This is a genomic window from Kitasatospora sp. CB01950 (assembly GCF_001905465.1).
GTDB lineage: Bacteria > Actinomycetota > Actinomycetes > Streptomycetales > Streptomycetaceae > Kitasatospora.
In genome coordinates this window covers 554015-576214 of the sequence record NZ_LISX01000001.1, presented here as the reverse complement: position 1 = coordinate 576214, position 22200 = coordinate 554015, and the positions used below count along the sequence as shown (strand labels likewise).

General features: G+C 71.0%; 19 protein-coding genes. 8 read left to right on the top strand and 11 right to left on the bottom strand.

All coding sequences use genetic code 11. The features are described 5' to 3' along the window. Positions 1-99: 99 nt before the first annotated feature. Positions 100-1350 (bottom strand): MFS transporter, encoded by a 1251-nt coding sequence (locus AMK19_RS02670; RefSeq protein WP_241844205.1) that lies wholly within the window; start codon positions 1348-1350, stop codon positions 100-102. A 112-nt stretch (positions 1351-1462) separates the two neighbouring features. Here AMK19_RS02670 and AMK19_RS02665 point away from each other — a divergent pair, with 112 nt between their 5' ends. Continuing rightward, positions 1463-2065 carry a winged helix-turn-helix domain-containing protein gene (locus AMK19_RS02665; RefSeq protein WP_158071856.1) on the top strand — a complete coding sequence of 201 codons (603 nt, stop codon included), beginning with the start codon at positions 1463-1465 and terminating at the stop codon, positions 2063-2065. Between the two features lie 7 nt (positions 2066-2072). On the opposite strand, the gene disA is transcribed toward AMK19_RS02665, so the two are convergent. Together disA and radA are read right to left on the bottom strand one after the other, a co-directional pair. Then, complete coding sequence (gene disA / locus AMK19_RS02660; protein WP_073807687.1) at positions 2073-3179, bottom strand: DNA integrity scanning diadenylate cyclase DisA; 1107 nt, start codon at positions 3177-3179, stop codon at positions 2073-2075. 121 nt (positions 3180-3300) lie between these two features. After that, positions 3301-4821, bottom strand: a complete 1521-nt coding sequence (gene radA, locus AMK19_RS02655; protein ID WP_073807685.1) for a DNA repair protein RadA — start codon at positions 4819-4821, stop codon at positions 3301-3303. A gap of 312 nt (positions 4822-5133) precedes the next feature. Between radA and AMK19_RS02650 the strand changes: the two genes are divergently transcribed. Next, a complete protein-coding gene (locus AMK19_RS02650; protein WP_073807684.1) occupies positions 5134-6777 on the top strand; it encodes a BACON domain-containing protein in 1644 nt (547 codons plus the stop codon). 7 nt (positions 6778-6784) lie between these two features. On the opposite strand, the gene AMK19_RS02645 is transcribed toward AMK19_RS02650, so the two are convergent. Both AMK19_RS02645 and AMK19_RS02640 read right to left on the bottom strand, forming a co-directional pair. Next, the gene (locus tag AMK19_RS02645; protein ID WP_073807682.1) at positions 6785-8116 is read right to left on the bottom strand and encodes a DUF1254 domain-containing protein; all 1332 of its coding nucleotides are present in this window, start codon (positions 8114-8116) and stop codon (positions 6785-6787) included. A 37-nt stretch (positions 8117-8153) separates the two neighbouring features. Further along, the gene (locus AMK19_RS02640) at positions 8154-9449 is read right to left on the bottom strand and encodes a DUF1254 domain-containing protein (protein WP_073807680.1); all 1296 of its coding nucleotides are present in this window, start codon (positions 9447-9449) and stop codon (positions 8154-8156) included. Between the two features lie 217 nt (positions 9450-9666). On the opposite strand from AMK19_RS02640, the gene AMK19_RS02635 reads away from it, so the two are divergent. Continuing rightward, the gene (locus AMK19_RS02635) at positions 9667-10665 is read left to right on the top strand and encodes an NAD-dependent epimerase/dehydratase family protein (RefSeq protein WP_073807679.1); all 999 of its coding nucleotides are present in this window, start codon (positions 9667-9669) and stop codon (positions 10663-10665) included. A 194-nt stretch (positions 10666-10859) separates the two neighbouring features. Then, positions 10860-12536 carry a recombinase family protein gene (locus AMK19_RS34100; protein ID WP_083646447.1) on the top strand — a complete coding sequence of 559 codons (1677 nt, stop codon included), beginning with the start codon at positions 10860-10862 and terminating at the stop codon, positions 12534-12536. 579 nt (positions 12537-13115) lie between these two features. Here the strand turns inward: AMK19_RS34100 and AMK19_RS34930 are convergent. Then, a complete protein-coding gene (locus tag AMK19_RS34930; RefSeq protein ID WP_143200017.1) occupies positions 13116-13589 on the bottom strand; it encodes a hypothetical protein in 474 nt (157 codons plus the stop codon). Between the two features lie 638 nt (positions 13590-14227). Here AMK19_RS34930 and AMK19_RS02610 point away from each other — a divergent pair. Together AMK19_RS02610 and AMK19_RS02605 are read left to right on the top strand one after the other, a co-directional pair. Continuing rightward, positions 14228-14722: a phage terminase small subunit P27 family gene (locus AMK19_RS02610; protein WP_083646446.1), complete on the top strand. Its 495-nt coding sequence runs from the start codon at positions 14228-14230 to the stop codon at positions 14720-14722. Between the two features lie 40 nt (positions 14723-14762). Further along, positions 14763-15698, top strand: a complete 936-nt coding sequence (locus tag AMK19_RS02605) for a major capsid protein (protein ID WP_073807677.1) — start codon at positions 14763-14765, stop codon at positions 15696-15698. A gap of 79 nt (positions 15699-15777) precedes the next feature. Here AMK19_RS02605 and AMK19_RS02600 read toward each other — a convergent pair whose 3' ends face one another. Both AMK19_RS02600 and AMK19_RS02595 read right to left on the bottom strand, forming a co-directional pair. Next, positions 15778-16248, bottom strand: a complete 471-nt coding sequence (locus tag AMK19_RS02600) for an NUDIX domain-containing protein (RefSeq protein WP_073807676.1) — start codon at positions 16246-16248, stop codon at positions 15778-15780. Between the two features lie 4 nt (positions 16249-16252). After that, positions 16253-16996 (bottom strand): helix-turn-helix domain-containing protein, encoded by a 744-nt coding sequence (locus tag AMK19_RS02595; protein WP_073807674.1) that lies wholly within the window; start codon positions 16994-16996, stop codon positions 16253-16255. Between the two features lie 836 nt (positions 16997-17832). On the opposite strand from AMK19_RS02595, the gene AMK19_RS02580 reads away from it, so the two are divergent. After that, complete coding sequence (locus AMK19_RS02580) at positions 17833-18201, top strand: hypothetical protein (protein ID WP_073807671.1); 369 nt, start codon at positions 17833-17835, stop codon at positions 18199-18201. A 110-nt stretch (positions 18202-18311) separates the two neighbouring features. Here the strand turns inward: AMK19_RS02580 and AMK19_RS02575 are convergent, their stop codons facing one another. Continuing rightward, the gene (locus AMK19_RS02575; protein ID WP_073807670.1) at positions 18312-18548 is read right to left on the bottom strand and encodes a GntR family transcriptional regulator; all 237 of its coding nucleotides are present in this window, start codon (positions 18546-18548) and stop codon (positions 18312-18314) included. A gap of 159 nt (positions 18549-18707) precedes the next feature. On the opposite strand from AMK19_RS02575, the gene AMK19_RS02570 reads away from it, so the two are divergent. Further along, entirely contained in the window at positions 18708-19034 is a 327-nt protein-coding gene (locus AMK19_RS02570) for a hypothetical protein (protein WP_073807668.1), read from the top strand. Between the two features lie 314 nt (positions 19035-19348). Here AMK19_RS02570 and AMK19_RS02560 read toward each other — a convergent pair whose 3' ends face one another. Both AMK19_RS02560 and AMK19_RS02555 read right to left on the bottom strand, forming a co-directional pair. Then, positions 19349-20434: a family 2 encapsulin nanocompartment cargo protein polyprenyl transferase gene (locus tag AMK19_RS02560; protein WP_083646444.1), complete on the bottom strand. Its 1086-nt coding sequence runs from the start codon at positions 20432-20434 to the stop codon at positions 19349-19351. A 113-nt stretch (positions 20435-20547) separates the two neighbouring features. After that, the gene (locus AMK19_RS02555) at positions 20548-21954 is read right to left on the bottom strand and encodes a family 2B encapsulin nanocompartment shell protein (protein ID WP_073807665.1); all 1407 of its coding nucleotides are present in this window, start codon (positions 21952-21954) and stop codon (positions 20548-20550) included. Positions 21955-22200 lie beyond the last annotated feature (246 nt).

Sequence of the window (22200 nt, the reverse complement as noted above, 5' to 3'; positions counted from 1 at the left end):
GAAGCGCACACCATCCAGGTCGCGATCAAGGGCAGGTCATTGTGCTGCGTCGCGATCTTGCGGTGGGGTGCGTTCCCCGGCCTCGTGCCCCGTCCCCCCTCATGAGGTCGGCCAGCCGGTGCCGCGCAGCGAGCGGCCGAGGGTGAGCGGGAGCAGGCCGGCCGCGAGGAGGGCGGCCAGCAGGAGGAGGACGGTGGTGGCGGGGAGGCGGTCGAGGAGGAGGCCCGCCGTCATGGTGCCGACGGGGAGGCCGGCCATCAGGAGGGTCATGGTGGCGGCCATGGCGCGGCCGCGCATCGCCTCGGGGACCTGCTGAAAGACCAGCACGTCGACCATCACCCGCAGCGCCGGGATGCCGAGCGACATCACCAGGAGCATGCCGAAGACCGCGAACGGGCCTTCGGCGACGGCCAGGACGCCGAGCAGCAGCGGGGCGGACCAGGCGACGGCGAGGAGCAGGGCGCCGGGGGCGAGGGCGCGGTGCAGGCGGGTGACCAGGGGTGCGCCGAGCAGGCCGCCGACGGCTTCGCCGGTGAGGGCGAGGCCGGTGCCGGCCTCGGAGGTGCCGTGGTCGCGCAGCAGGACCATGACGGTCAGCAGCATCGCGGAGCCCGCCAGGTTGAGCGCGACGGCGACCAGCACGGTGGCCCGCAGGGTCGGGTCGCCGAAGATGTGCCGCAGCCCCGCGAACACCGCACCCTTCTCCTTGCCGTCGGCTGCCCCCGTCGGCCCGGCCGGTTCGGTGTCGAAGCGGACGGCGATCGAGGCGCCGAGCGCGGCCGCGGAGGCCAGCACGGTGGCGAGGAAGGGGACGGCGCGGCCGAGGCCGAGCAGGAAGCCGGCCAGCGGGGGGCCGGCCAGGGCCGCGCCGTTGACCCGCAGTTCGTCCTGGGAGAGGGCCTGGCGCAGCTGTTCGGGCGGGACGACGGTGCGCAGCGCGAGCATCCGGGTGGGGCCGCTGTAGGCCATGGTGGCGCCGATGGCGGCGGCGGCCAGCAGGGTGTGCGGGACGGTGAGGCGGTGGGTGAGCAGGGCGAGGGCGACGCTGAGCGCGGTGAGCAGGCGGACGGTGTCGGCGAGGATCAGCACCCGTCGCCGGTCGTGCCGGTCGGCGACCGCGCCGCCGTGCAGGCCGAACAGCACGGACGCGCCGAACTGGACGGCGCCGAACGCCCCGGCGAGGGTGGGCGAGCCGGTCATGGCGAGCAGCAGCAGCGGGTACGCGGTGTCGGCGACGCAGGTGCCGAGCATCGCGGCGGCCGATCCGGCCCACAGCGTCTGGAAGCGGCGGTTGCGGCGCAGCGGTACCGCCGCGGGCGCCACCGCCGTCGCTGTCGGGTTCTCGGTCACCGTCATCACTCCACCCCGTTCACACCTTGGCAACCATTCACGCTTGCGTGAATAGTTGCACGGCCGCGAATGATTGCACAAGGGATGAACGGTGTGGCTGAATGGCGACGTGGTGGATCAGAGGAAAGAACGCGAGGTCACGGACGTCGCGACGCTGAAGGCGCTGGCCGACCCGCTGCGGCTGGCCGTGCTCGGCGCGCTGATGAAGCGGGATCCGGAGCCGATGTCGGTGAAGGAGATCGCGGCCGAGCTGGACGAGGCGCCGACCAAGCTGTACCGGCACGTCAAGCAGTTGGAGCAGACCGGGCTGGTGTTCGTCGCGGAGACCCGGCTGGTGTCCGGGATCGTGGAGAGCCGGTACCGCTCCGCCCAGCACTCACTGCGGCTGTCGCCGCAGGTCTACACGGAGGGCGACGAGCCGCCGGCCGCGCTGGGCGCGATGCTGGCGGCGATGGACCTGGTGCGGTCGGACTTCCGGCGCAACTTCCTGGCCGGCCGGATCGACCTGACCCCGGCCTCGCAGGGCAACCTGCGGCCGAGCAAGTTCGCGCACACCACGACGCGGCTCAGCCCGGAGCGGCTGCGGAAGCTGCGCGGCCGACTGGACGAGGTGCTGGACGAGCTGTTCGCGGAGCCGGAGTCCACCGGGCCGGACACCGTCGAGGTGACCCTGTTCGCGCTGATGTACGCGGTGCAGCCGGCCCCGGAGGAGTGACGGCCGCTCAGACGTAGCGTTCCAGGATGGAGGACTCGGCGAGCCGGGACAGGCCCTCGCGGACCGAGCGGGCCCGGGTCTCGCCGACGCCCTCCACGGTCTGCAGGTCGTCGATGGACGCGGCCAGCAGCTTCTGCAGGCCGCCGAAGTGGTCGACCAGCCGCTCGATGACGGTGTTCGGCAGCCGCGGCACCTTGGCGAGCAGCCGGTAGCCGCGCGGGGAGACCGCGGAGTCCAGCGACTCGGGGGCACCGGTGTAGCCGAGCGCCTTGGCGACCGTCTGCAGGTCCAGCAGCTCGGCGTGGGTGAGCGCCTCCAGGTCGTCCAGCACCTCGGCGACGGTGCGGCCCTTCTTGGCGGCGCGGTCCGGGAAGTAGTCGCGGACGACGAGTTCGCGCTCCGGCTCGACGCCGGCGATCAGCTCGTCCAGCTGCAGGGACAGCAGGCGGCCGTCGGTGCCGAGTTCCAGCACGTAGCCGGCGATCTCGCCGGCGATCAGCCGGACCATCTCCAGGCGCTGCACCACGGCGGAGACGTCCCGGACGGTGACCAGGTCCTCGATCTCCAGCGCGGACAGGGTGCCGGCCACCTCGTCGAGGCGCAGCTTGTAGCGCTCCAGGGTGGCCAGCGCCTGGTTGGCGCGGGACAGCACCGTGGTGGAGTCCTCCAGGACCCGGCGGGTGCCGTTGACGTACATGGCGATCAGCCGCATCGAGTGCGAGACGGCGACGACCGGGAAGCCGGTCTGCCGGTTGACCCGCTCGGCGGTGCGGTGGCGGGTGCCGGTCTCGTCGGTGGGGATGTCGGCGTCCGGCATCAGGTGGACGCCGGCCCGCAGGATCTTGCTGATGTCCTTGTCGAGGATGACCGCGCCGTCCAGCTTGCACAGCTCGCGCAGCCGGGTGGCGGTGAACTCGACGTCCAGCACGAAACCGCCGGTGCAGAGCGCGTCGACGCTCTTGTCGAAGCCGAGGACGATCAGGCCGCCGGTGTTGGCCCGGAGCACCCGCTCCAACCCGTCGCGCAGCGCCGTGCCCGGCGCGACCGCACTGAGGGAGGCCCGCAGCAGGGCCTCCTCGCGGGTGGACTTGTCCGCCCGGTCGATGGCTGCCACGTGACTCCTTGGGCCGACCCGGACCGTGTGGCGCGGCGCCCGACGGTCTGTCTGTCATTACTGCACTTGACGGCAATTAGCAGGTGCAGTCTAACTGCGTATGACAGCGACAGGACGTGGGTCAGGCCAGTTCGTCCGAGTCGAGCGGCTCCCAGCCCGCCATCAGCTCCTCCGGGTACGCCTGGACCGGGGCGGCGGCGCGCTCCCGGGCAGGGGCCCGGCCGGCCGGAACGCCCTGCGGCGCGGCATCCTGACGGGCCTTCGAACGGGGGCGGCGGCCGGGGATCGCGCGCAGTGCCTCGCCGATGTCGGACACCTCCACGACCTTCATGCCCGGCGGCACCTTGCCCGGGTCCGGCGGCACCAGGGCGTGCGTGAAACCGAGCCGGTGGGCCTCGGCGAGCCGCCGCTGCACGCCCGTCACCCGGCGCACCTCGCCGGCCAGGCCGACCTCGCCGATCGCCACCAGGTTGTTCGGCAGCGGCGTGTCGGTGGAGGAGGACGCCACGGCGAGGGCGATCGCCAGGTCCGCGGACGGCTCGGTGAGCTTCACGCCGCCGACGGTGGCGGTGTAGATGTCCTGCTTGCCGAGCTTCACTCCGCCGTGCCGCTCCACCACCGCGAGGATCATCGCGATCCGCGGCGACTCCAGGCCCGAGGTGGTGCGCCGCGGCGAGGGGATCTGCGAGTCGACCATCAGCGCCTGCACCTCCGCCACCAGCGGGCGCTTGCCCTCCAGGGTGACGGTCAGGCAGGTGCCGGCCACCGGCTTGTCACGGCGCGTCAGGAACAGGCCGGACGGGTCGGCGAGGCCGACGATGCCCTCGTCGTGCAGTTCGAAGCAGCCGACCTCGTCGGTCGCGCCGTAGCGGTTCTTCACGCCGCGGATCAGCCGCAGCCGGGCGTGCCGGTCGCCCTCGAAGGACAGCACCACGTCCACCAGGTGCTCCAGCAGGCGGGGGCCGGCGATCTGGCCGTCCTTGGTGACGTGGCCGACCAGCAGCGTCGCCATGCCGCGCTCCTTGGACGCCCGGATCAAGGCGCCCGCGACCTCCCGGACCTGTGCGGGGCCGCCGGGCGCGCCGTCGAGTTCGGCGGAGGCGATGGTCTGCACCGAGTCCAGGATCAGCAGGCTCGGGTTGACCGCCTCGATGTGGCCGAGCACCGCGCCGAGGTCCTGCTCGGCGGCCAGGTAGAGGTGTTCGGAGAGCGCGTTGATCCGGTCGGCGCGCAGCCGGACCTGCCCGGCGGACTCCTCGCCGGTGACGTACAGGGTGCGGTGCCGGTCGGAGGCGGCCTTCGCCGCGACGTCCAGCAGCAGGGTGGACTTGCCGACGCCCGGCTCGCCCGCCAGCAGCACCACCGCGCCCGGCACCAGGCCGCCGCCGAGCACCCGGTCGAGCTCCGGCACGCCGGTGGAGCGGGCGGTGGCCACCTGGCCGTCCACCTGCGCGATCGGCTTGGCCGGCGAGGAGACCGGGCCCGCCGCCGTGGTGCGGATCGGCACCGCGCCGTACTCCTCGACCGTCCCCCAGGCGTTGCACTCGGGGCAGCGGCCGACCCACTTGGGCAGCTGGTGGCCGCACTCGGTGCAGCGGTACGCCGGGCGCGGCTTGGCGGTGGTCTTGGTACGGGCAGCCATGCGCGCCACGGTAGCGCCTCGCACCGACAGGGTCCGGCGGGCGGCGGGCCGGGCGTCAACGGCGGGGCGTCAACGGCGGGGCGTCAGCGGTGGGGCGTCAGCGGTGGGGGTCAAGGGCGGGGGTCAACAGCCGGGGTCAACGCTCGGCGTCAACCGGGAGCGTCAAGGGCGGGCGTCGAGGGTGGGCGTCAAGGGCAGGCGTCAAGGGCAGGCGTCAACCGGGCGAACAAGGGAGCGGTGGTGTTACCCGAAAGAAGGACAAGCGCCCCAAACCCACCGGTCGGAGGGTTTGTGCTGCCTACCGTCGATGACGTGACCACCGGCCAGCTCCACCCCGTCGAACCGTCCCCGGCCCTGCGGGCGTACGGCGCCTGCGTCGACGGGCTGTTCACCTACTGCCTGTCCGTGCTCTGCGACCACGACGCCGCCACCGCGGCCGTGCTGGAGGTCCGCGACCTGGCGCGCCGGCACGGCGGCCGGCTCACCGAGCCGGCGCTGCTGCGCGCCTGGCTGTACGCGCTGGCCCGGCACCGCTGCCTGACCCGGCTGAACGGCGGCCGCACCGCCGCGCCCGCCCCCGCCGCCGCACCGGTCCCGCCCGGCACGGTCGGCGAGCGGCGTCGCGAACTCGCCTCGCTGGCCTGGCCGGAGGCGGCCGGCACCGACCCGGAGCAGCGCGAGGCGCTGGAGCTGGCGGTCCGGCACCGGCTGGACGCCGGGGAGGTCGCGGCGGTGCTCGGCCGGTCCGGCGAGGACACGGCCGCGCTGCTGGACGCCGCGGGCGCCGAGGTCGGCCGGACCAGGGCGGCGCTGCTGGTGCTCGGCGTGGGCTCCTGTCCGCAGCTGGCGCGGCTCGGCGGGGTCGGCGGGGAGTCCTGGCGGGGCTGGGTGCTCGGCGCGGCGCTGCGCCGGGAGCTGGTGGAGCACCTGGTGGAGTGTCCGACCTGCCGCGGCACCGCCGAGCGGGTCGCCGGGCAGCTCGGCCACGGTCTGGCCGGGCTGCCCGGCCTGCCGCTGCTGACCGCGCCCACCCGGCTGCGCCCGGCCCCGGCGGTGGCGGGCGGCACCGCGTTCCTGTCGGGCGCGGCGGCCGGTCGGCGGGCCGCGCAGGGCCTGCCCGGTGGCGAGCCGCAGTTCGACCGGCGCGGTTTCCCCCGGCACCGGGCGGCGGCCGGGGCGCGCGGCTCGGCGGTGCGCCAGCGGGTGGTGACCACGGGTGTGCTGGCGGCAGTGCTGGCCTCGCCGGTGGTGGCGCTGTGGAGCGCGCACCGGGACGGCAACCCGGACGGGCCGGCGACGGCGGTGTCCTCCGTGCGGGTGGAAGCGCCCGAGCACCGGCCGGCGGTGGCGGCGGCGCCCGCGATGAGCGCCCTGCAGCTGGCGGGCTCGGTGGCCGCAGAAACGTCCCTGCCGATGGTTCAGGGCCCGGCGCTGATGGTGCCCTCGCACGGCCCGACCCCGCCGCCGGGCCCCGCGCCGACCGCGGATCACGCCCCGCCGTCCGCCGCCCGGGAGCAGTTGACCGTGGAGGCCGGCGAGTTCGGCAGTCGCACGGTGCTGACCCTGACCAACTCCGGTGGCAGCGCGCTGAGCTGGCACGCCGTGCCGGACGTCGACTGGCTGCGACTCAGCCGGGACTCCGGCACGCTCGCGCCCGGGCAGCGGATCACCGTCATCGTCACGGTGGACGAGTCCCGCGCCCCGCAGTCCCGGTGGACGGCGCACGTGGCGCTGGCGCCGTCCACCGCCGTGGTCACCCTGGAGGGCGGGAGCGACCACCGCGGGCTGCCGACGCCCGTTCCGCCGCCGAGGCCGACATCCACGCCGACGCCGACGCCGACGCCCGTGCCCTCGTCCGACGACACGCCGTCGCCGTCCTCCACCGGCTCGCCCGCCCCGTCGGCAAGCCCGTCCGGGGCGGCTGCTTCGCCGTCGGCGGCCGACTCGCCGTCCTGAGGCAGGGTCAGCGCGGCTGGATCGGCGGGAGGCGGTAGGTGCCGTCGAGGATCGCGTCCTGCGGCTGGTACATCCGCACCATCGGGCGGAAGCCGGAGGACGGGGTGGGCAGCCAGTTGGCGAACTCGTCGGGGTCGGTGGGCTGGGCGTGCTGGAGGTACAGGGTGAGCGAGCCGTCGGGGGCGTGCACCAGGCCGGGGGTGCGGTCGCCGATCGAGTACCGGTCGATGTCGTTGGGGACGAGCAGGTACTCGGGCGTGTCGTACATGGTCACCGACCAGAACGCGCCGACCGGCGGCAGTTGTTCGAAGCGCAGCGTGTAGGAGCGGGCGCCGTCCAGCGGGTGGCCGTCGGCGTCGTGGTAGGTGGTGGCGTAGGTGGCCTCGTAGGCGTGGTTGCCCCACAGGGCGGTGCGGGCGGCGACGGCGCGGGTGAGGTAGGTGGCGCGGCGGTCGGCGACCTTCCACTGGGATTCGTCGCGGGTGCCGGGGCCGAGGTGGTCCAGGTTGTAGTCGAACAGGTGCCGGTTGGCGGTCCATTCGCCGGTGGGTTCGACGGTGCCGATGCTGGCCGCCTCCACCCGTTCGCGGCCCGCGGCGAGGCCCTTGGCGAGTGCCTGCGCCCATTCGGCGGGGCCGTCGAGGTACGGGGAGCGGTCCCGGTCGAGCAGTCCGATCGGGGCGAAGCGGTGCTGGAACTCGACGTCGGCGGGGCCGGGCGGGAACGCCGCCATCCATACCCGCAGGCGCTCCAGGAACCGCAGTTCCTCCGGCACCTCGGCGTCCGGTTCGGGCAGTCCGGCGAGCGGCCGGTCCGCTTCGACCGGGGTGAGCGTCAACTCCCGTTGCAGGGCCCGCACTCGGGGCAGGTCATCCGGTCCGGCGCAGGCGTGACGGGCGGCGATCGCCGCGACGGTGGTCGGTGCGACGATCACCGGCACGCCCTCGGGCGGGGTGCCGTGCCAGTACGGCGGGGCGATCAGCCAGGCCTGTTCGGCGGTGCCGGACGAACGGCGGCCCAGGTAGGCGAAGTTGTCGGTCCAGGCGTCGATGAACTGCAGCACGTAGTAGGCCCCGGCGGAGTCCGGGACGTGCAGCAGCAGTGGGCCGCCGGACAGGTCGAGCGGGGCCACCGAGTACACCGTGTCGTTGTTGACCGACACGAAGTGCGAGTCGGGGGTGGCCAGTTCGGCGGCGTGCCCGAAGGTGTTCCACTCGGTCGGGCCGATCGATCCCAGGCCGCGCCGGTGGATGGTGTCCACCATGGTCAGGTCGGCGACCAGCGGGTAGCCGTACACGAAGGCCTCGGCGGCCAGCATCTCGGGCGTGGCGTCAACCATGGCGAACGTCCTCTTCTGCTCGGCGGGTTCAGCGGATTCAACGGGGGGTGGGCGTCGGGAGCTGCCAACTGCCGTCCAGCAGCGCGGACTTCGGTCCGTACGCGCGCACCACGACCTGGTAGGGGCCGGCCGGGGCGGGCAGCCAGTTCGCCGACTCGGCCGGGTCCGTGGGGCGTTCGCGCTGGAGGTACAGGGTGAGCGAGCCGTCGGGGGCGTGCACCAGGCCGGGGGTGCGGTCGCCGATCGAGTAGCGGTCGATGTCGTTGGGCGCCAACTGCCGTTCCGGGAAGCGGTACATGGTCGCCGACCAGAAGTACCGGGCCGGTGGGAGCTGCCCGGGCTCGAAGCGCAGCTCGACGGGCAGCCGGCCGCCGGCCTCGGACTCCCAGCCGCCGTACCAGGCTTCCTCGGCGGGCAGCCCGTACAGGCCGGTGAGCGCGCCGCACGCACGGTCCAGGTAGCGGCTGCCGAGTTGCTCGCGGGTGCCGAACAGGGCGCTCCCGGTGGCTGCTTCGCGTACGGCGGCGGCGAGTTCGCCGCGGGCGTCGGCGATGCCCGCGAGCATCGCCGACCGGGTCTCGGCGGGCAGCGCGGCGGGTTCGAAGTCGCCGGTGCCGACGCCGAGTTCGGCCAGGCGTTCGCGCAGCTCGGCGTCGGCGGGCAGGACCGGGAAGAAGCCGAGCAGGAAGTCCAGGAAGGTGAAGAACTCCAGGGTGCCGAGCACCTCTTCGCCGCGCCACACCGGCCACACCGGCTCGGCCGCCACCGGCCGCGGGGTGCCCAGGTGCTCGCTGAGCGGCTTGAGCCGGTACCCGGCCTGGACGCGGCACAGCTCCGGCACGTCGTCGGGCCCGGCCAGGTACGTCCGGCCGACGATGCCCGCCAGGTTGGTGTCCGTCCGCACCACCCCGTCGAAGCCGTCCGGCGGGTTCGCCCGGTGGCCGGGGCCGGCGATCAGGTGGCGGCCGCCGCCGCTTCCGGTGGCGCGGGTGCCGACGAAGCCCGCGTACGCGGTGTCCAGGTCGTGCACCGGCAGCACGTGGTACCGCTCGGTGGCCGGGACTTCCAGCACCCACGGCTCGGCCCGCAGGTCGAGCCACGCCCACGAGTACGGGGTGTCGTTGTTCGGCGTCACCACGTCGGTGTCCGCGGGGGTGAACGGGCGCGAGAAGTGCCGGAACACGCCGAGACCCCCGACGTGCCGGGGGTCCGCGTCGTCGATCGCCTGCGCGTGGAGCGTCGCGTAGTTCGCCAGCATCGGGTAGCCGCGGATCCACGCCTGCGCGGCCGTCCGCCGGACCGCCTCCGGATCCATGCTGGCCGGGCCGCCCATGCCGTCCACCCTTCTCCCCCGCGAAAGGGATCATTCAGACATACCGGTACACCGGGGATGCTATGCGGCGCTCCGGCCACGCGGGGGCCTCGACTCTCCGACACACCGTCCGCGGGTGTGCGATCGGGTCGGCCCGGGCGCTTTGCTCGCAGCGAAAGCGCTCTGCCGACAGCAGAGAACGCGGATGGCCGGGGGTCCGAGCGGACACCCTGCTCCCATGGACATCCTTCTGCTCGGCGGTTCCAAGTTCCTCGGCCGCGCCTACGCCGCGGAGGCGCTGGCGCGCGGCCACCGCGTCACCACCTTCAACCGCGGGGTCAGCCGCACCGACCTGCCCGGCGTGGAGGCCGTCCACGGCGACCGCACCTCGCTCGACGACCTGCGCCGGCTGGTCGACGGCCGGCAGTGGGACGCGGTGATCGACACCTCCGGTCAGCAGCCGCACGACGTCGCCACCGCCGCCCGCCTGCTGCGCGACCGGACCGGCCACTACGGGTTCGTCTCCTCCGTCCACGCCTTCGCCGACTGGCCCGCCCTCCCGGTGGACGCCGACTCCCCCACCCTCGACTGCGCCGGCGACGTCGGGCCGGACCAGCCGTTCGCCAACGCCCTCAAGGCGGGCTGCGAACGCGCCCTGGTCGACAACTTCGGGCCCGCGACGGCGATCCTCAACTGCGGCCTGCTGATCGGCCCGCACGAGCCGATCGGCCGCCTCCCCTGGTGGCTCGACCGGATCGCCCGCGGCGGCCGCGTACTCGCCCCCGGCGCCCCCGAGAACCCGCTCAGCCTGATCGACGCCCGGGACTTCGCCGCGTTCGGCCTCGACCTCGCGGAACGGAGCGCGACGGGGCGGTACGTGACCACCTCGCCGATCGGGTCGGCGACGACCGGGGAGTTCCTGGAGGCGTGCCGCGATGCGACGGGATCGGACGCGGAATTCGTCTGGACGGCCGACGAGACCCTGCTCGCCGCAGAGGTCGCGCCCTGGGTGGAGCTCCCGCTCTGGGCCCCCGTCACCGACGGCTGGCACGGCACCTGGCGGGCGGACCCGGCGACGGCGATGGCGGCGGGGCTGCGGATCCGGCCGCTCGCGGAGACGGTTCGCGACACGTGGGCCTGGCTGGAGGGCGGCGGGCGTGCGGAGGTGGCCTACCGGCAGTTGGACACGCCGCTGGGGATCGAGGCGGGGAAGGAGGAGCGACTGCTCAGGACCTGACGGCGGGCGGGCGCGGGCACTGACGGAGCGACAAGCGCCGACGGGTCCGCAAGGTCGCGAGCACGTGCAGGTCACTGTCCTGCGTCGCGATCTTTCCGTCCGGCGCTTTCCCCTTCGCGCAGTTCCCAGTGGGCGCGAAGGTCTTGCAACCCACTCGGGAGCGGGCCGAACCCGCAGCTTAGAGGGGTTCGCCCATGTCGACCGCCACCACCGCCCACCCTGCTGGGCGACGTTCGCTCCCTAACAAGAGCATGGAAACCACACAGCCGGGCATCTGCCCCTGCCACGGTCGGCCGCAGGCTGACCTTCTGCTGCGCAAGTCGAAGATTGTCCGCGAGGGTGAGCGGGCCCTGTCCATCCGGGCGCAGGAAGACCGGGGCCGCGCGTGGGTCGCCGAACAGGGGTACTGCGTTCGGACCGTGTGGAAGGAAAACCTGTCCGCCTGGTCGGACGTCAAGCGGCCCAAGATGGACGCCGCCCTTGACGCCGTGCTGGCCGGAGAGGTCAGCGTGCTGTGGTGCTACGCGCTCGACCGATTCTCCCGCAAGGGTGCCGAAGCCGTGGTACCGATCCTCGGTCGGGCCCGCGTGTACTTCGACTATGAGCGGCTGGACAGCTCGGAGGAACGCGACCGCCGGTGGATTCTTGACCGGGCCGAGAACGCCCGCGAGTACTCGGCACGTCTGAGCCACAACGTGCGCGGCACCAAGGCCCAGCAGCAGCGCGAGGGCAAGTGGCTGGGCAAGGCCCCGTTCGGCCTTGCGGTCGTCCCGGGCACTCGCCGGCTCATCCCCGACACGACCCCGTACATGTGCGTGCTGGCGGACCGGCAGGAGGTGAGCCCGTGGGACGTGGTCAAGCGGATCTTCAAGGCCATTGCGGACGGCACTTCCGCGCGGGCCCTCTCGGGAACGCTCAACTCCGAGGGTCTGCGGACCGGCACCGGCGCGTACTGGCGTGCCAGCACCATTTGGGCCATCGTCGTCCACCCCGTCTACGAAGGATGGCTCACGGTGGCTCCGGCGGTCGGCAAGCAGAAGTCGCACAAGCGGCCGTCCCGGTACGTCCACCCCGACACTGGCGAGAACGTCCGTTGCGTCACTGACGAGGCGCTGCCGCGCATGATCCCGGCCGAGCTTGCCGAGCGGGCCCGCCGCGTCATGGCAGGCCACCAGATCATGGACAACAAGAAGCGCGCCCCGGGCCGACAGGTGCACCCGTTGCACGGAAAGAAGACCACGTGCAGCAACTGCGGCTCCGCCATGTCGTTGCAGGGACGTAGCTACACCTGCAACCGGCACGATGCCAACGGAGGCTGTTCCGCTCCGGCGTCCGCGTTCCGTCCCGCGCTGCTCCGGTACGTCGTGGACGCGTGGTCGGCGCGGCTGCACTCGGCCGAGGACGACGACCCGCTGTTGATCGCCGTCGCCGAACGCTGGCAGGCCATCACCCGCCCGGAAGAGGGGGCAGAGGTGGCCGAGGCTCGCGCCGAAGTCGCCGCGGCAAAAGCCGAGTTGGATAAGTTCCACCAGGACGACGCTGCCGGGTTCTATGCCGGTCGCTCTGCCCGGTACCGCATGCCCGCGAAGCAGCGTGCCGAGGCCCGATTGGACGCCGCAGAGGAACGCCTCTCCGGGCTGGTCGGCGGGGGCACCGTCGATATCACGTGGCTGCTGGAGGGACACGCCGCGGACACGTGGCACCAGGCGGACCCGCAGTTGCAGAGGGATCTTCTGCACCTTGCGATAGATCAGGTGATCGTCACCCCCGCCCACGGCAAGCGCGTCCGGTTCAACGGCGCGGAGCGGGTCACCATCGTGTGGGCCACCCCCGAACAGGCCGAGGACGACGACTACGCACAGGCGGCCTGACGGCCCAGCAGAGCCCCGAACAGCCCCGGTTGGTCCCCGTGACCGGCCGGGGCTTTCTGCTGCCCGCACACGGGCGCGTCGGGCCTCGGGCTCGCCGGCTCGGGCCGGGCCAACAGCGGGCCGATTTGCGGTGGAGCGGTGGTTCTACCTGTTTTTTTAGAACACATAGAAAAAATAAGAAGAAAGTCAGATCGGCCCCGCTTCCACCGCTCCACCGCAACTGGCGACGTTCGCTCCCTCTCAAGAGGTAGAGGGACAGAGCGGCCAGGTTCACCGCCAAGCGGTGGCGGGCGACGTTCGCTCCCTCTCAAGAGGTAGAGGGCGGGTTACCGCGCACCCATCCCACTCGGGGGCACTCGGCGGACTGAGTGCCCGCCCTCGGAACAAGCGCTGCCCGTGCACCACGCACCCCGCATCACGGGGGTGGCTGCCGGAGTCGTGAGGCAGCGTGCGGGGGCCGCAGCACCATCCGAACGTGATCGTCCGCCAGGGCGCAGACGGGGGCGGACGGTGCTGCGGTCCCCGCCCGGACCGGCCCAGTCAGTCACAAAGCGTTAATCAGAGAGATTGCCAATAGCGCTACTGGCTAGTCTTGCGAATTTCATCGACTAGGTACTCTAGGCTCTTTTTGAGGATCAGCAACTGCGCTGCGCGGGCCATTTCAAAAGTTTCGCGATAGCCAAAGCGGCGCACATTGATCTGCCAACGATGAACTTTCCTGACCAGTTGGCCCACGGCAGCATGGGCCTCCCGAAATGCGAATCTCACCCCGTCCGTCGCGAACATATCAAAGTCGGGTGCGAGGGCAGTGCAGCGGTCTTCAATTTCCTGAAATGCTTGACGCCGGTCATCGATAGTTCTCGACGTGGCCATCTCCGATGGCAGGTCTTCCGTCGCAGCCAGGCGAATTGCCAGGTACGCCGACCGGTAGGCATCGCGCAAATCTGCGCCCCGGGCATCACCAACAGCAGTGCTCACATGGACACCGCCGTTGACCACGCCTGCCTGTACGGCGGTGCTCGCTTCGCCGCCGATCTCGTTGTGGGTTGTCACGCCCTTACCCCGCCCGTCCGTACTCTGCTGGCCTTCAACTTTCGGGCCATGCGGGGTTGTTGGGCAAGTCCGCGGGAGGGTGAGGGGTAGCGGAAGGGTGGCGAGGCGTAAGCGATGAGGGGCTTGGATGGCCTGTATTGACTGTCACAGTCCGCCAACTCGCCGGGCCGCAGCGACCACACGCTGTCGTCGATGTCCTCGCCGCTCTCGCCACCAGCGCGAGGCAGAGCAGCACAGCAGCAGAGCGCGGCTACGACGCCCAACACTGGGCCCGCATCCGACGGGCCTACCTGTACGCCCATCCGTGGTGCCTGCTGTGCACGAAGCCGGCGACCGTCGCCGACCACTTCCCCAAGTCGCGCCGCTCGCTAGTCGCTCGGAGTGTTGCTGATCCGGACTCGCCGAGCTGGCTGCGACCGTTGTGCACTCTCTGTCACAACCGCGAGACGGCACCACGCCAACCCGGAGGCTGGACGGCCGAGCGGGTCAAGCCCATACGTCGCTGACCTGCGGCTTTACCAGGGGGGGTACTCCCCTCCCCACCCGCCACTGATCGGCAGGGAGGCTTCGTTCTTGTGCCGGGGCTGTGGCAACTCTTGGCAGCCCTGCACGCCGCAACCGTGAGACGAGAGGAGAGCATGGCCGACCGATACCGACCGAGACCGGCACTCGCCCGGGCCCGCGAGGGGAACCCGTCGAAGACCGAGATCCGCGAAGGCGTGATCGTTCCGCGCGCCGTCCTGGCCGAGCCCGACTGGCGCGAGGTGTTCAAGGACTCGCCGGCCGCCGAGATCCAGGAAGCGAACGTTCGCTGCCGTGGAGTGGCGTCCGCCGAGTGGCAGCGGATCGTTCCCGTCCTCGAAGTGTCCGCCGGGCTCGGCGAGGTGGACCACTCGACCGTCAAGGACCTGTGCGTCTGCGTCGCCCGCATCGACCAGGCCGAACGCGACCTGTCGGTGCGCGGGCTCATGGTCACCGCCGAACGCGGCACCGTGAAGAACGGGGCCGCCACCATCGCCGCACAGTATCGCTCCCAACTCGCCCGCTATATACGCGAATTGGGTCTCTCGCCCAGCTCTCGGACCGCTATCACGCCGCCGGAGCCGGATGACGAGTCCGACGTCTGGGACTGAACCACCCATCTCATCAAGAGAATTCAGGAGAAACACCACCATGGCACTCACCCTTGCCGAGTCCGCGAAGCTCTCGACCGACGACCTTCAGCGAGGCGTCGTCGAAGCTTTCGTCCAGGAATCGCCGATCCTCGACCGGCTGCCGCTGATCCAGTTCGAAGGAAACGCTTTCCGCTACAACGAGGAGTCCACCCTGCCCGGGGTGTCGTTCCGCGCGGTCAACGAGGCGTACCCGGAGAGCGTGGGCGCGGTCAGCCCGCGTATCGAGAACCTGGCGATCCTTGGCGGCGACAGCGACGTCGACAAGTTCATCGTCAAGACCCGCGGCAACATCAACGACCAGCGCGCGATCCAGGCGGCCATGAAGGTCAAGGCCGCGTCGGTCCACTTCTCCGACCAGTTCTTCAACGGCGACACGCAGGTGAACCCGCTCGGCTTCGACGGTCTGCGCAAGCGCCTGATCGGCCGCCAGGTCCTGGATGCCAAGGGCGCCGGGCCCGTCTCCGGCGGCTATGACTTCTTCGATGCCCTGGACGCGGTGACCGCGCAGGTGCAGGGGATCACCAGCCAGAACGGCGCGCTGTACATGAACGCCGCGATCATCGCGAAGATCCGTTCCGGGTTCCGCCGGCTCGGCGGCTCGGAACTGCTGACCGCGCAGATCCATGGCAAGGAAGTCACCATGTGGAACGGCATCCCGATGCTCGACCCCGGCCAGAAGCTCGACGGCACCGACGTCCTCCCGCTCACCACGGGTACGGGCGGCAAGGAGACCGGCGATATCTACGCCGTCCGGTTCGGCAGCTCCGACGCCGACGCGGGAGTCACCGGCCTGACCAACGGCGGCATCCAGGTGACCGACCTCGGCGAGGCCCACGACAAGCCCGTGTTCCGAACCCGCATCGAGTTCTACTGCGGCATCGCCCTGTTCGGAGGCAAGGCCGCCGCCCGCCTGATGAACGTACTCAACGGCTGAACCCCGTGAAACCACAAAGGCCCCGCCCCTTCCTCCCTCTTCGGGTGGCCGGGGTGGGGCCTCTGTTGTTTGGCCTCCGTCAGCCGAGATAAGGGGTTGTTCGATTCTCCAGGAAGTGGTGGAGCCGGAGTTGCTGGGTGTGGTGCATCGGCAGGTCCCCGATGTCTTCGGGTGCCACAAACCGGAGATCGGTCGACTCATCGGAAATCCGGAGTGTCCCGCCCGTGATGCGCGCGGTGAAGCAGACATTGAACTGCTGTCGTACTTCGCCGTCCGAGTAGGAGATCACGTGTCGTGGGTCGGTGTACGTTCCGACGAGTCCGGTGATCTCCACGTCAAGGCCGGTCTCCTCGCGGACTTCCCGGACGGCCGCCCCCGGAAGCGACTCGCCGAGATCCATCGTGCCGCCCGGCAGTGCGTACAGGCCGTTGTCGGTACGCCGCTGAAGCAGGATCCGCCCTTCACCGTCGGTCACCACAGCGGACGCCGCCACCACCAGACGGTTCGGCTCTGGCGCGTCGGGATCGTCGTAGAACTCGGTGCGCACCACGTGATCAGTTCTCCTCAACCGGCAGGGCCGCGTTCCACACTGCATCGAAGCTTGCAGCGTAGGTGTCGAACAGCTTGCCTGCACTGGTCCGCCGCAGGTGCCAGACCGGGGCACCGAAGGCGTTGACCCCCCACACATGAGCATTCACCAGCACCTGGTCATCTGCCCGGTAGAGGCTGTTGTACAGCGTGGTCCCGTGGGTTCGAATTTCGATCCCTTGGGCGCCGAGCAGCGACCGGTAGTGCATGAGGGCGAGCCTGCAACGGGATTGGATGCCGTGACCGAACTTCTCCTCCTCCCCGCGTTGTCTCACGTTCTCGCTGTTGGGGTCGCCAACTGCGATCCGAATCGTGCATCCCTCGGCGGCGCGCTCTCGAAGTAGATCGTTCAGTCGTGGGTACGCCTCATGGAGGAAGACGGCGGCATAGACCAGCACGTCAATGCGCTCTGTGGCCTTCGCCAACAGGTCTATGTACACGGACACCGGTAGGTCGGCGCGCTGCTCGTAGAGTGCCACCAGTTCGGGGCTTATCGCCCTGGCGGCGCGTGGCTGCCACAGACTTGGCCACAGGCCGAACATGTCTTCTCCTAGCGCTTCGGCAGCCAGACGAGCTGTCCCCAACCGGGGCGTCCGGTTCTGATTCGCCCACCGCTCAACCGACTTGGTGTCCACGCCGGCCTTCTCCGCAAGGGCGGCGCACGTCCAACCCCCCAACTCCATGACGGCTTTCAGTCTGTCGTTCGGCACTTCGCCTGCCTCCCCGCAAGCCCGGACTCTTGTAGGGACGTTCTACCGCGTGAGGGACGTTCTGGAGTGTCCTTCGCAGGAGGTTTCACCGTCCTGGGCGGCTGCCAGATCCTGGTGACAACTTGGCGGGAGGAACTACCAATGGCAGCGAAGGTACGCGACGCAAGGGTGCTGTCCGGCATCCCAGGGAAGTTGGTCCCGGACGCCGACAGCGACGTCGAATCGCCCACCTACACCTTGGTATGTCAGGGGGAGTCCGAAGACGGTACGCAGTGTGCAGCGGTGTCTGTCGAGTTCAACAACCTTGATGCGGTGCAGGGACGGGCCTGTGTGCACATGATGCGCACCCCCGACCAGCGGTCGCACCGTGGGACGTCAATTGATGTCAGGTCGCGGGGAGCTGTCGAATGCTCGTAAGTCCGAGCCTTCGGCTAGTCGCCCAGGGAGTAGGGGTCGGCCCTACCGGGTGGGTGCCTGGAGCGGCCGAAGAGTGTTGGGTGAGGCGGACTGGTTCTCGGCCGGTGAGTTGTGGTTGAGGGCCGCGAGACGTCGGATGATCCGCTGGCGGACGAGGAGTTGCGGGCTGCGCGGGCGAGGGCGGGTGAACTCGCCGCGGAACTGGCTGTCTTGACCCGGGAACGTCCGTCGATCACGTGGACGCGTGGCGGGGCGGTGAGGGTGTCCGTTCGAGTTCGCGGGACGCCCGACCTGGGCCGGACGGTGGGCCTGCTCGCGGTGCTGAGCCGGGCCGATCGGTTCGGGCACCGGAGGGCGGAGGGCTGGCAGTACGTGTGGCTTGAGATCGGCGGAACACCTACGAAGGACGAGGATTCACCATGACCGCGCTGGTCGAGTACTACCCCCGCGAAGCGTTCGGTTTGGGCTTGCACTGGGAGGCAACCGCCGTGGACGACGAGGACGAGATCCGAGGGGTCGTGATCGCGGAGGCCAAGGACGGCTGGCTCGTCCTGGGGCACATCGAGGACGATCGCCGCCTCTTGCGCCTGCGTCCGGCCGAACTTGCCGGGCTGCGCGATGCGTTGGCGAGCGGGGAGTTCGACCACCTGATGTGCGACAACCGGAAGCACCTGCGACGGCCGACCGTGAGCCCCGAGGTGGCGGCGATGTGGAAGGCTCTTCGCCTTCCCTGGTACCGCAGGCTGTTGCGCGCCGCCACCGGCCGCCAGGCCGGGCGCCAGTACTGACCGCTGGGGCCCCGGCCTCTGTGAGGAGAGCCGTAGATGCCGGGCCCATGAATGCGTGGTCCCGCTCTGGCCCTGCCCGCTGTGATTCCGGCGGACAGGGCGCAGCTGTTTCAGCGCTGGTCCGGGTGTGTGACGAAGCTGCCCATGCCGGGGCGGGTGATGACGAGATTCTTGTCCCGCAGCGACTCGATCGCCTTTCGAACCGTCTTGCGGTCCACATCGAACGTTCCGGCCAACTCGACCTCGGACAACTTGTGGTCCGGCAGCAGTTCTCCGGCGCTGATCTGGCCGCCGATGACCTCGGCAATCTGTTCCCACTTCGAGCGGGACGGGCTGAACTCGAACACCCTGCGACCGTATCCGCGACGGATGGCCAGGCATAGCCAGGGATATCCATGGACAGGTATGGACAGGTTGGATACCGTCGGCAACGAACAGCCCCCGGCAGCCGCGTAGGACCGGCCACCGGGGGCACTTGTCCGCACAGCTAAACGGGAGCTGCCGACATGCTCGACCTTATCCACTCCGCCCTAATTGGACTTCTGCGTCTGGTCCTGCCGACCCGGGGCAGGCACAGGTACTCCGCCACCAAGACCATCTCCGCCGAGCCCACCACGCCCGACCGTCCCGAACGCCGCATCACCTTGTGCGAGCACTCACCCGAAAGCCCCATGGTCCGGCCGTACGTCGACCCTGCCGCATGGCGCACCGAACTGGACGAGATGGAGAAGGCGTACGCCCGCCAGGCCGCCCTTCACACAGCAGTCGCGAACCTGCCCGATACCGGCCACCGACACCACGGTGCCCACGGCCTCACAGGAGCGGCAGCATGACGACACAGGCCACCGACACCGCCACTGGCGACGCCCCCCGCACCTGCTGCCTGTGCTCCCAAGCGCACCCGGATCTCACCGTTGCGAGCGTCACCGAACGCCCCAGCGGCCCGCCCATTGAGTACTGGGCCTGCCCACCGTGCAAGCCCGTCGTGGCAAGCCTGGGCCAGCCGTAACACACGCCAGAGCCCCCGCCCGAAGCACCACCTCCGGGCGGGGGCTCTTTCTGTTCTGATCAGGCGCTCTCACCACTTGCAAGGGTGTAGGGTCCACCCCCGCGCCCCTGGTGGTGCTCTCCTTGGATTCGCCCCCCTCTAGTAGGTGCGGCGGGTGACCAGTTCTGCCAGGGCGAGCAGTTCGTCGGTGGCGGTCGGGTCCGGGATGGCGACGGCGAGGTGGCTGATGGCGGTGGCCATGCGTTCGCAGCTCTCGCCCTGGGCCCAGGCCCGGCCGCCGGCGCGGTCGACGGCGTCGGCGGCGGCGGCGAGTTCGGCGGGGCTGAGGGGACGGCCGGAGGCGTAGAGGGCGGCGAGTTCGGCGCCGTCGGCCGTGCCGGAGGAGAGGGCGTGGACGACCGGGAGGGACTTCTTGCGGGCGGCGAGGTCCGCGCCGACCGGCTTGCCGGTGATCGCGGGGTCGCCCCAGATGCCGATCAGGTCGTCGATCAGCTGGAAGGCGAGCCCGATCTCGCGGCCGAAGGCGTCCATCGCGTCGGCGGTGGCGGCGTCCGCGCCCGCGTACAGCGCGCCGAGGGCGCACGCGCAGCCGAGCAGGGCGCCGGTCTTGCTCTCCGCCATGGCGAGGCACTCGGCGAGGGTGACGTCGGAGCGCTGTTCGAAGGAGCAGTCGGCCTGTTGGCCGGCGCAGAGTTCGACCACGCAGTCGGCGAGGCGGCGGACGGCGGCCGCGGCGGCGGGGTGGGGGTCCTCGGCGAGGACGCGCAGGGCGAGCGAGTGCATGGCGTCGCCGGCCAGGATCGCGCCGGTGGTGCCGAACACCCGCCAGGCGGTGGGGCGGTGGCGGCGGGTGTGGTCGCGGTCGAGGACGTCGTCGTGCAGCAGGGTGAAGTTGTGCACGAGTTCGACGGCGGCGGCGGCCCGGACGGCGTCCTGCGGGCGGCCGCCGACGGCCTGGGTCGCGGCGAGCACCAGGGCGGGGCGGATCGCCTTGCCGGCCCCGGCCGCGCTCGGGACGCCGTCGGCCTCCAGCCAGCCGAGGTGGTAGCCGGCGATCTGCCGCATGGAGTCCGGGAGGGTGTCCACGGCGGCGCGCAGCGCCGGGTCGACGACGGTGCGGGCCCGGCCGAGCAGGGCGAGCGCTTCGGCGGTGTCGCGGGTGCCGTCGAGGAGCGCGGTGGTGTCCTCGCTGTGCTGTCCGCGTTCGGACACGGTGATGGCCATGGTGAGTCCTCCCCCTGGGGCCGCCCCGGGTGCGGGGCGGGGCGGATCTCCGCGCCGGCCGAGTGCCGGGGCGGTGGGCGGGGCGGGCCCGGGACGGCGGGCCCGCCGCGCGGTCAGTCGTGCCAGTTGTCGACGTCCACGTTCTCCAGCACGCCGATGGCGTCCGGGACGAGGATCGCCGCCGAGTAGTAGGCGCTGACCAGGTAGGAGACGACCGCCTTCTCGTCGATCCCCATGAAGCGGACGTTCAGCCCGGGCTCGACCTCGTCGGGCAGCTTGCCGGGGCGCAGGCCGATCACGCCCTGGTTGTCGTCGCCGACACGCATCGCCAGGATCGAGGTGGAGCCGTTCACCACCGGGATCTTGTTGCAGGTGTAGATCGGGACGCCGCGCCAGGTCGGCACCGTCTTGCCGTCCACCTGCACCGTCTCCGGGTACAGGCCGCGGCGGCTGCACTCGCGGCCGAAGGCGGCGATCGCCTTCGGGTGGGCGAGGTAGAACTTGGTGCTGCGGCGGCGGCAGAGCAGCTCGTCCATGTCGTCGGGGGTGGGCGGGCCGGAGTGGGTCTGGATCCGCTGGCTGTACTCGGCGTTGGCCAGCAGGCCGAACTCCGGGTTGTTGACCAGCTCGTGCTCCTGGCGTTCACGCAGCGCCTCGACGGTCAGCCGCAGCTGGTGCTCGGTCTGGTCCATCGGCTTGTTGTAGAGGTCGGCGACCCGGCTGTGCACCCGAAGGACGGTCTGGGCGACGCTCAACTCGTATTCGCGCGGCGCGAGTTCGTAGTCGACGAAGGCGCCGGGCAGTTCGTACTCGCCCTCGTGGCCGGCCGACATGCCGATCTCCGCCTCGCCCTTGCGGTTCTGCGGGAGCCGGGAGTCCGCGATGAAGGCGAGGATCTGGTCGCGCAGTGCCGGGGAGCGGTCCGCGAGCTCCTGGAACGCGGGCCAGGACAGCACCATGACGGTGCCGGCGGTGGCGGCCTTGACGCTGTAGGGCCAGCGGCGGTCCGCGACGGTGAGCGCCTCGTCGCCGATGTGGTCGCCGTCGGCGAAGGTGCCGAGCACGGTGGCGTCGCCGTACCGGCCGGTGCCGATCTTGTCGACCTTGCCGTGCGCGACCAGGTAGACCTCGTCGATCTCGCGGCCCTGCTCGATCAGCAACTCGCCTGCGGCGAAGTCCCGCTGGACGAAACGGCCGGCCAGCTCGGTGAGCAGCTCGTCGTCCTCGAAGCCGCGCAGCACCGGTACTTCGCGCAGCGTGGGCGGGACGACCTGGACCTGGCGGCCGGTCTGCGCGAAGCCGACCCGGCCGCGGCCGACCGCGTACGACAGTCGCCGGTTGATCCGGTAGGTGCCGCCGTCGACCTCGACCCAGGGCAGGGCGCGCAGCAGCCAGCGGTTGCTGATCTCCTGCATCTGCGGGGCCGACTTGGTGGTCGACGCGAGGTTCTTGGCGGCCGCCACCGAGAGGCTGCTCTGCGGCCTCGTCTGGGGAGTTCCGGCGGTGGTTTCGGTCGTCATTTCCGAGGGCCTCGTGATCGCTTCGACGGCGGTTGGCGGCAACCATGCTGACGGTCGATCAGGTGCTCCGGCAATCACTCGTGCGGGTGATTCAGGTGTGCGAGCCGAATAGTGCGACCAGCGCACTGGATCGATCATCGTTCGACCCGCGCGAGCCTCCCGGTGGGCTTCCACGCGCCCCCAACACCCCTTCCGGACACCCGGTTTCGAGGTGTCCGCGCAGCTCACCGCCCCACTGTTCGAATC

Coding starts and splice junctions, on each gene's coding strand:
- radA (WP_073807685.1), bottom strand. CDS start 4,821: ATGGCTGCCCGTACCAAGACCACCGCCAAGCCGCGCCCGGCGTACCGC.
- AMK19_RS02645 (WP_073807682.1), bottom strand. CDS start 8,116: ATGGTTGACGCCACGCCCGAGATGCTGGCCGCCGAGGCCTTCGTGTAC.
- AMK19_RS02640 (WP_073807680.1), bottom strand. CDS start 9,449: ATGGGCGGCCCGGCCAGCATGGATCCGGAGGCGGTCCGGCGGACGGCC.
- AMK19_RS02635 (WP_073807679.1), top strand. CDS start 9,667: ATGGACATCCTTCTGCTCGGCGGTTCCAAGTTCCTCGGCCGCGCCTAC.
- AMK19_RS34100 (WP_083646447.1), top strand. CDS start 10,860: ATGTCGACCGCCACCACCGCCCACCCTGCTGGGCGACGTTCGCTCCCT.
- AMK19_RS02610 (WP_083646446.1), top strand. CDS start 14,228: ATGGCCGACCGATACCGACCGAGACCGGCACTCGCCCGGGCCCGCGAG.
- AMK19_RS02605 (WP_073807677.1), top strand. CDS start 14,763: ATGGCACTCACCCTTGCCGAGTCCGCGAAGCTCTCGACCGACGACCTT.
- AMK19_RS02580 (WP_073807671.1), top strand. CDS start 17,833: ATGACCGCGCTGGTCGAGTACTACCCCCGCGAAGCGTTCGGTTTGGGC.
- AMK19_RS02570 (WP_073807668.1), top strand. CDS start 18,708: ATGCTCGACCTTATCCACTCCGCCCTAATTGGACTTCTGCGTCTGGTC.
- AMK19_RS02560 (WP_083646444.1), bottom strand. CDS start 20,434: ATGGCCATCACCGTGTCCGAACGCGGACAGCACAGCGAGGACACCACC.
- AMK19_RS02555 (WP_073807665.1), bottom strand. CDS start 21,954: ATGACGACCGAAACCACCGCCGGAACTCCCCAGACGAGGCCGCAGAGC.